The following is a 7,780-nucleotide window of genomic DNA, read 5'->3' as shown; positions in this document are numbered from 1 at the left end:
CGGCGGGGCCGGCATAACTCATGCTGGCCATCGCGTAGCACGCGAGCGCGGCCGTGCACCCGCCGGGACCGAGAGGTCACAACCCTACCCGTGAGGGCTGCAGAAGGGATGGTCCTCTAATGAGCGAACGGCTCCCCACCTCCCCCGCCTTCTGGCGCAGCCCTCTACGCGGCCCCCGGCTCACCTCGCTGCTCGGTGTCGTGCTGCTCGCCGGGATCACCGTCCTGTTCGTGACGGGCCTCGTGTCGTACGCCGCGTACAACCCGAACCTCTCGCCCGTGAACGACAAGACCCCGGACAAGGGCCTTCTCGGCTTCTACCTCTTCGCCTGGCCCACCGACCCGCCCTGGCTGTACCGCCTCAACCAGGGAACGCACGTCACGCTCGGCATCGCCCTGATTCCCGTACTCCTCGCCAAGCTGTGGTCGGTCATTCCGAAGCTCTTCGAGCTGCCGCCCGCGCGCTCGCTCGGGCACGCGCTGGAACGGCTCTCGCTGCTCGTACTGGTCGGAAGCGCGCTGTTCGAGTTCGTGACGGGCGTGCTGAACGTCCAGCTCGACTACGTCTTCCCCGGCTCCTTCTACCCCCTGCACTTCTACGGCGCCTGGGTGTTCTTCGCCGCCTTCGTCGCGCACGCGGCGCTGAAGATGCCCACGGTGCTGCGCAACATCCGACGCGAACGAGGCGGAGAAACAGGGGAGTTGGTGGCACCCCGGTCCGACGCGCCAACGTCCGACCCGCCTACCGTCTCCCGGCGCGGAGCGCTCCAATTCGTCGGTGGCTCCTCGCTGTTCCTGCTCGCCACGACCGTGGGGCAGAACTTCGACGGGCCGCTGCGCCGGACGGCGATTCTCGCGCCGCACGGCGGGCCGGAGCCGGGCTCGGGACCGGGCGGCTTCCAGATCAACAAGACGGCCGCGGCGGTGGGGGTCGGGGCGGACGAGACGAGCGACGAGGCGTGGCGGCTCGTCGTCGAGGGGCGCCGTACGGTCCGGCTCAGCCGGGCGCAGCTCCATGAACTGCCGCTGTACAGCGCGGCGTTGCCCATCGCCTGCGTGGAGGGCTGGTCGACGGGTGACCAGTGGTGGCGGGGCGTACGGCTGCGGGATCTGGCGGAGTTGGCGGGGTACGACCGGGGCCGGGAGCCCGATCTGTTCGTGGAGTCGCTGCAGCGTGCGGGTTCCTTCCGGCGGGCCGCCCTGCGCGACAACCAGGTCCGCGACCCGCGCTCGCTGCTCGCCCTGTACGTCAACGGCGAGCCGCTGACCCCCGACCACGGCTACCCGGCACGCATCATCGTTCCCGCCGCGCCCGGGGTGCTGAACACCAAGTGGGTGTCCCGGCTGACGTTCGGAGACCTGTAATGCACGTACGAATGCACGGACGGATGACGAGCGTACGGAACCGGTGGCGTCGCTGGTACGGCGAGAGTCCCCTCCAACTCCTGCTCCTGGCCTGCTCGTTCGCGCTCGTGGCGTATGCCGGCGTACAGCTGCTCGCGGGGGACTGGTGGGGCGTACTGATGTGGATCGTCGGGGCGGCGCTGCTGCACGACCTCGTGCTGCTGCCGCTGTACGCCGCTGCCGACCGGGTCGTCGGGGCGGCGCTCGGGGCGGTCGGGCGCCGGGAGTGGCTGATGTTCGTCCGTGTCCCGGCGGCCCTGTCCGGACTGCTGCTGCTGGTGTGGTTTCCGCTGATCAGCGGGCGGGTCGAGCGGCGTTACGAGGCGTCCACCGGCTCGTCCGGCGATGTGTTCCTGGCCCGCTGGCTGCTGATGACGGCCGCGTTGTTCGGGGTGTCGGCGCTGTGGATGCTGATCCGTTCGGTGCGGGCGCGGCGCAGGGCCACGAAGCAGCGGCCGTCCGCCGTCCACTGACCGTCCGCATGCCAGCCGAGCCGGCGGGCGCGCCTGAGCAGGGCGCGGCTGCCGAGCCGGGCCCAGGGGAACGGGGTTCCGGCGGCACCCTGGGCGTCGGTGACATGTACCTGGACCTGCTCGTCGACGTCCACGGGTGCGGTCTCGGCGATCAACAGGCCGTCCGGGGCGAGGAGTTGGGCGATCCGGCGCAGCAGGGCGTCCGGGTCGCCGCCGATCCCGACGTTCCCGTCGATGAGCAGCGCCGTGTTCCAGCGCCCCTCCCCCGGCAACGGTTCGAACACCGAGCGGCGCAGCGCCTGACCGCCGAGCTCCACGGTGTGGCTGACGGCCGCCTCGCTCACGTCTATCCCGAGCACCGGCAGGCCCCGTAGCGCGAGGGCCGCGACCAGCCGTCCGGGCCCGCAGCCCACATCCAGTACGGCCCCTTCGCACCGCCGCAGCGCGGACAGATCGGCGGCGTCGGCCTGCGCGCACCACCGCTCGACCTCCAGTGGGAGCAGCCAGCCGTCGGTACGGCGCAGGAAGAGCGGGCCGCGCCCGTCGCGGAGGGCGTCCGCGTACGGGTCTACGCACCAGGCGGACGCCGTGCTTGTGCCCGTATCCGTATCCGTCGCGCTCGCCGTACTCGCCGCGCTCATCGCCCCACGACCGAGCGCTCGACGACGGAACGGTCTGCGACGGATCGCTCGGCGGCGGATAGTTCGGCGACGGACTGCTCGACGTCCGAGCGCCGCACGCCCGCCGCCAGCCGGTCGAACTCCGCCGCGAACCGGCCGCCCTGCCCCTGGACCATGACCTGCTCGGCGACCAGCCAGGCGTCGTACGCCGTGTCGACGTCCCGCAGCCGCGGCAGATCGCGTACACGCAGTCCGGCGGCCGTGAGCCGGGCCCGCTGCCGGGCTCCTGTCGTGGGCGTCGACATCGGCACGCCACGCAGCAGGGCAGGGTCGGGGTCGGCGAACCCCAGCGCCCAGAAGCCGCCGTCCTCCGCGGGCCCGAACCAGGCGTCGCAGTCCGTGAAGTCGGCCCCGAACGTGAGGAGTTCGGCGGTCACCTGAGGCGTGTCCATGCCGATGAGCAGCGTCGGTCCCGTGCAGTCGGCGAACGCCGCGGCCAGCCGTTCGTCGAGCCCGCCCGCGCACTGCGGGACCACCTCGACGCCGGGCGGCAGCCACGGCCCCGGCTCGCCGTCGAGCACCAGGACCCGCCGGTCCGCGGGCGTCGCGACCACCGCGCATAGGGTGTCGGCCAGCGCGGCCTCCGCGAGCGCCGCCGCCTCCTCGGGCGTGAACGGCGGGGTGAGCCGCGTCTTCACGCGTCCGGGTCGCGGTTCCTTGGCGATGACGAGCAGGGTGGTCATCGGTGGGCTCCTCCTTGGAAGGGTCCTTGGGCGGTTCCTTGGCCGGTGGCGTACGCCGGCTCCGTCAGTACCCGGCGCATGTCCCGTACCGCGTGCCAGGTGCCGCGCCAGGTGCCGGTGACCTTGGAGGTGCCGGTGCGCGGCAGGTACGGGACGTCGTGTTCGGCGATGCGCCAGCCGGCGTCGGCGGCGCGGACGACCATCTGCAGGGGATAGCCGCTGCGGCGGTCCGTGAGGCCGAGGCCGAGCAAGCCCTCGCGGCGGGCGGCGCGCAGGGGGCCGAGGTCGTGCAGGCGTACGCCGGTACGGCGGCGCAGCATCCGGGACAGCGCGAGATTGCCCACGCGGGCGTGCGCCGGCCAGGCGCCACGGCCCTGCGGGCGCCGCCGCCCGAGCACCAGGTCGGCCTCGCCGGCACGGACCTCGCGTACGAAGGGCACGAGCAGGGACGGGTCCAGCGAGGCGTCGCAGTCGCAGAAGCAGACGATGTCCGCGCTCGCGGCGAGCAGCCCCGCGTGGCAGGCCGCCCCGAAGCCGCGCCGCTCCTCGTGGATGACGGTCGCGCCGAGGTCGCGGGCCACGTCGGCGGAGCCGTCGGTGGAACCGTTGTCCACGACCAGCGCGCGCCAGCCCTCGGGGATGAGGGCCAGCACCCAGGGGAGCGCGGCGGCTTCGTTCAGACAGGGCAGGACGACATCGACGTCGGGTTTCGTGGTGGAGTTCGGGTACACGGCATTCACAGTACGAACGCGAAGCGGGCATTCCAGACAGCGGCGCCTTACGAAACACGGACGTCGGTCCGCGGCCGGGTTCCCGGGCCCAGCCGGGCTCCGGGGTCCCGCCCGTATTCCGCCGGGTTCGACCTGCGCCCTTCAGGGGCGCGGGCCGTGTCCATGTGCGGCTCCGCCGCGATGGGGGTCCCCCCGCTCCTTACGAATCAAGGACGACCGAGGTCTCCGACCCCCGGACGCAGGACAGCCGCGCCACTGCGGTGCGACCCTGGCGTCATGCACCAGCCGCAGCCGCAGCCGTCCGACAGCACCTTCGGCACCCGTGTTCTCGTCGTCGATGACGACCCCACCGTGGCCGAGATCGTCTCGGGTTACCTCGACCGGGCCGGATACGTCGTGGACCGGGCCGTCGACGGCCCCTCCGCCCTGGCGCAGGCCACCGCGCACTGGCCCGACCTGGTCGTGCTGGACCTGATGCTGCCCGGCATGGACGGCCTGGAGGTGTGCCGCCGGATGCGCGGGCGGGGCCCCGTACCCGTGATCATGCTGACCGCCCGCGGCGACGAGGACGACCGGATCCTCGGCCTCGAGGTGGGCGCCGACGACTATGTCACCAAGCCGTTCAGCCCGCGCGAACTGGTGCTGCGCGTCGAGTCCGTACTGCGCCGCAGCCGGCCCTCCGCCGAGCCGCGCGGACTGCTGGGCGCGGCCGGACTCAGCGTGGACCCGGAGGGCCGCCGCGCCACCAAGGACGGTACGGAACTCGCCCTCACCGTCCGCGAGTTCGACCTCCTCGCCTTCTTCCTCCGGAACCCCGGACACGCGTACAGCCGTGAGGAGCTGATGCGCGAGGTCTGGGGCTGGGACTTCGGCGACCTGTCCACGGTCACCGTCCACGTCCGCAGACTGCGCGCCAAGATCGAGACGGATCCCGCGCGGCCCGCGCTGATCCAGACGGTGTGGGGCGTGGGGTACCGCTTCGACACGGCAGGTGCTGACGCGGCCGGTGTTTCCGACGGAGGGGAGGGCCGATGAACGCCATGGAAGAAATACCCCCCATGCAGGACATGCTCCTCATCGCGGCCTGCGCGCTTCTGGGTGCCGTGGTCGCAGGCGTGTTGGGCGCCTTCGTACTGAGGCTGGTCCGGCACCGGTCGCTCACGGTCTCGCTGTACGTCGTGGTGTTCGTGGCCGTCGCCGCGATGCTGGCCGGGACGCTCATGGTCGCGCAGGCGATGTTCCTGAACGAACACGACCTCGCCGTCGTGACGACTGTCGTCGCGATGGCGGCCCTGGTCTCCGTGCCGACGGCGATGCTCCTGGGCCGCTGGGTGGTCGCCCGCAGCCGGGAGCTCACGATCGCCGCCCGCTCCTTCGGCGACGGCGGTGACTTCGCCGCCCCGGCCGGTGCCGGGACCGCCGAACTCGCCGCGCTGAGCCGGGAGTTGGCGGCCACCAGCGCGAAGCTCCACGAGTCCCGGGACCGCGAGCGCGCCCTGGAGACCTCCCGGCGCGAACTCGTCGCCTGGATCTCGCACGACCTGCGCACCCCGCTGGCCGGACTGCGCGCGATGTCGGAGGCGCTGGAGGACGGCGTCGCGGCGGATCCGCACCGGTATCTGCGGCAGATGCGTACCGAGGTCGAGCGGCTCAACGACATGGTCGGCGACCTGTTCGAACTGTCCCGTATCCATGCCGGCGCGCTGGCGCTGAACCCCTCGCGGATGTCGGTGTACGACCTCGTCGGGGACGCGCTGGCGGGGGCGGACGCGCTGGCCCGTGAGCATGGGGTGCGGCTGGTGGGGGCCGGGATCGATCCGGTGCCGGTGGAGGTCGACGGCAAGGAGATGAGTCGCGTACTGGGGAATCTGCTGGTCAACGCGATTCGGCGGACGCCGTCCGATGGGACGGTGGCCGTTTCCGCGTACCGGTCCCCCGAGGGGGTTGTGCTGTCCGTGACGGACAGTTGCGGGGGGATTCCTGAGGAGGACCTGCCGCGGGTCTTCGACACGGGGTGGCGTGGCACGCACGCGCGGACGCCTCCTGCGGGGGCGGGTCTTGGGCTCGCGATCGTGCGCGGGATCGTGGAGGCCCACCAGGGCCGGGCGATCGTACGAAATGTGTCGGGGGGCTGTCGTTTCGAGGTGACGTTGCCGACCGTCGAGGTGTAGGAACGCGGGTCGTTCGCAGGCTGCGGGCCCGTTGCGTCGTGGCTGGTCGCTCCCCCGCCGTGCCTCCCCCGCCGGGCATCGCGGCGGAGCCGCACATCGACACAGCCCCGCGCCCCGTGAGGGGCGCGGGGCTGTGTCGATGTGCGGCATCCGGTCCGCGTGCTCAGCAGTCGCCGGAGCCCGTCTCCGCCTCGCGGAACACGGGGCTCTCGCCGTACGTGTTGTCGGGGTCGATGCCGGTCATCGTCACGTCGTTGACGTACCAGATGTAGTGGCCGTAGTAACGGTCACCGAAGTTGAGCTGGTAGTAGCCGTGCGACCTGACCATGTGCGTCCGGTGGGTGAGCCAGCCCTTCTTCTTCGGGCCGATCCACAGGCTCTCGGTGTGCGTCTCGGTGTGGGACTTCTCCCAGGTCTTCCCGGTGGCGCTGCTGAACCCGGCGGTGAAGGCCTCGAAGGCCCCGCCGAACTCAATGGTCTGGGTCGTCGAGGTGCCGGTCGTCGTGGTGTCCGACCACGTCTTGGACAGGTTCTGGTTGACGCTCGTGCAGTTGAACGCGTCGGAGGTGACCCGCTGCTCCGGGCCGAGGTACTTCTCGACCGACTCGACGTGGAACTCGCACCGGTCCGTGCCGTTGTTGCACTGCTCGAGGAGCTGCGCGACGGTCGGCTGCTCCTCGTGGTCGGCCATGGCGGTGCCGGGGGTGGCCACGACGAGGGCGGCCAGGGTGATCGCGGAGCCCAGGGCGGCCGCGATTTTCTTCCGTACGGAGTACATGTTGCTGTGCTCCCTGTGGGGTGGGAAAGAAGGGGCGGCCCCGAGCGGAGGCCGCGGCCTCAGTGAAGCGAGCGCGGATCCGGAACCGCTCCGTACGGGATAAGGATTTGGTGAAGGTTGCGGCGCGACGCGGACTTCGACGGTCCGGGCTACCGGACGCTGATGGTCAGACCGCGGACATCCGGTAGCCCACCCCGCGTACGGTACGGATGAGTGACTGGTCCTGGTCGCCCAGCTTGCGGCGCAGGTAGTAGACGCAGGTGTCCACGATGCCGGAGCTCTCGTCGCGGTGGTTCCAGACGCGCTCCTGTATCTGGGAGCGGGTCAGTACCCGGTCGGAGTTCTCCAGCAGATAGCGCAGCAGGGCGAATTCGGTGGGGGTGAGCCGGACCGGGCGCCCGGCCGCCCACACCTGGTGTGCGTCGGGATCGAGCTGCACATGACCGACGCTCAGGCAGCGGCGCCGCGTGGGCCGTTCGGCGGTGCGGCGCAGCAGGGCGCGGATACGGGCCGCCACCTCCTTCAGCTCGAACGGCTTGGTGACGAAGTCGTCGCCGCCCACGTCCAGTCCGCGCACCCGGTCGTCGACCCCGCTGCGTCCGGAGAGGAACAGCACGGGCATGGTGAGGTCCCGTTCGCGCAGGGTTCGGCAGACCTCGAAGCCGTCGACGTCGGGGAGGTTGACGTCGAGCAGGACGAGGTCGGGGATGCGCCGTGTGACGAGACGCAGGGCTTGGTGGCCGGTGGCTGCGCAGCTCACCTCGAAGCCGAGGAATTCCAGGGCCATGGTGAGCACGTCGCGGACGCCGACGTCGTCCTCCACCACGAGGAGATGGGTGGCGGGGGCGGTGCTCGAGGGGG

General features: G+C 71.5%; 8 protein-coding genes. 3 read left to right on the top strand and 5 right to left on the bottom strand.

Annotated elements, in window-relative coordinates; translation table 11 throughout:
• The first annotated feature begins 119 nt into the window (after positions 1 to 119).
• Positions 120 to 1,364, top strand: coding sequence for a molybdopterin-dependent oxidoreductase (locus tag G6048_RS45525; protein ID WP_165345494.1), 1,245 nt, complete (start codon positions 120 to 122; stop codon positions 1,362 to 1,364).
• Positions 1,365 to 1,719: 355 nt separating this feature from the next.
• On the opposite strand, the gene G6048_RS51680 is transcribed toward G6048_RS45525, so the two are convergent.
• The 3 genes from G6048_RS51680 to G6048_RS45515 are packed head-to-tail and all read right to left on the bottom strand — an operon-like array spanning position 1,720 to position 3,970.
• On the bottom strand, positions 1,720 to 2,517 hold the full coding sequence (locus G6048_RS51680) for a class I SAM-dependent methyltransferase (protein ID WP_328828890.1): 798 nt from the start codon (positions 2,515 to 2,517) through the stop codon (positions 1,720 to 1,722).
• Positions 2,514 to 3,239, bottom strand: a complete 726-nt coding sequence (locus G6048_RS50615; RefSeq protein WP_235991096.1) for a TIGR04282 family arsenosugar biosynthesis glycosyltransferase — start codon at positions 3,237 to 3,239, stop codon at positions 2,514 to 2,516. The genes G6048_RS51680 and G6048_RS50615 overlap by 4 nt, the downstream gene beginning before the upstream one ends.
• A complete protein-coding gene (locus G6048_RS45515; RefSeq protein WP_408056239.1) occupies positions 3,236 to 3,970 on the bottom strand; it encodes a glycosyltransferase family 2 protein in 735 nt (244 codons plus the stop codon). Before G6048_RS45515 ends, G6048_RS50615 begins: the two co-directional genes overlap by 4 nt.
• Before the next feature lie 276 nt (positions 3,971 to 4,246).
• Here G6048_RS45515 and G6048_RS45510 point away from each other — a divergent pair, with 276 nt between their 5' ends.
• Together G6048_RS45510 and G6048_RS45505 are read left to right on the top strand one after the other, a co-directional pair.
• Positions 4,247 to 5,005 carry a response regulator transcription factor gene (locus tag G6048_RS45510; RefSeq protein WP_165345492.1) on the top strand — a complete coding sequence of 253 codons (759 nt, stop codon included), beginning with the start codon at positions 4,247 to 4,249 and terminating at the stop codon, positions 5,003 to 5,005.
• A gap of 23 nt (positions 5,006 to 5,028) precedes the next feature.
• Positions 5,029 to 6,141 (top strand): sensor histidine kinase, encoded by a 1,113-nt coding sequence (locus G6048_RS45505; protein WP_165345496.1) that lies wholly within the window; start codon positions 5,029 to 5,031, stop codon positions 6,139 to 6,141.
• 163 nt (positions 6,142 to 6,304) lie between these two features.
• Here G6048_RS45505 and G6048_RS45500 read toward each other — a convergent pair whose 3' ends face one another.
• Both G6048_RS45500 and G6048_RS45495 read right to left on the bottom strand, forming a co-directional pair.
• The gene (locus G6048_RS45500; protein ID WP_165345491.1) at positions 6,305 to 6,919 is read right to left on the bottom strand and encodes a hypothetical protein; all 615 of its coding nucleotides are present in this window, start codon (positions 6,917 to 6,919) and stop codon (positions 6,305 to 6,307) included.
• Positions 6,920 to 7,085: 166 nt separating this feature from the next.
• Positions 7,086 to 7,780, bottom strand: a 695-nt coding sequence (locus G6048_RS45495; protein WP_235991095.1) for a response regulator transcription factor, incomplete at its 5' end; no start/stop codon positions are given.

This window comes from Streptomyces ureilyticus, assembly GCF_011045025.1.
Classification (GTDB): Bacteria; Actinomycetota; Actinomycetes; order Streptomycetales; family Streptomycetaceae; genus Streptomyces; species Streptomyces ureilyticus.
Note: the sequence above shows the minus strand (reverse complement) of the source record. Positions and strands in the feature narration are given on the sequence as shown.

Excerpts from the sequence above, each read along its gene's own strand:
- G6048_RS45525 (WP_165345494.1), top strand. The coding sequence starts at position 120 with ATGAGCGAACGGCTCCCCACCTCCCCCGCCTTCTGGCGCAGCCCTCTA.
- G6048_RS51680 (WP_328828890.1), bottom strand. The coding sequence starts at position 2,517 with ATGAGCGCGGCGAGTACGGCGAGCGCGACGGATACGGATACGGGCACA.
- G6048_RS50615 (WP_235991096.1), bottom strand. The coding sequence starts at position 3,239 with ATGACCACCCTGCTCGTCATCGCCAAGGAACCGCGACCCGGACGCGTG.
- G6048_RS45510 (WP_165345492.1), top strand. The coding sequence starts at position 4,247 with ATGCACCAGCCGCAGCCGCAGCCGTCCGACAGCACCTTCGGCACCCGT.
- G6048_RS45505 (WP_165345496.1), top strand. The coding sequence starts at position 5,029 with ATGCAGGACATGCTCCTCATCGCGGCCTGCGCGCTTCTGGGTGCCGTG.
- G6048_RS45500 (WP_165345491.1), bottom strand. The coding sequence starts at position 6,919 with ATGTACTCCGTACGGAAGAAAATCGCGGCCGCCCTGGGCTCCGCGATC.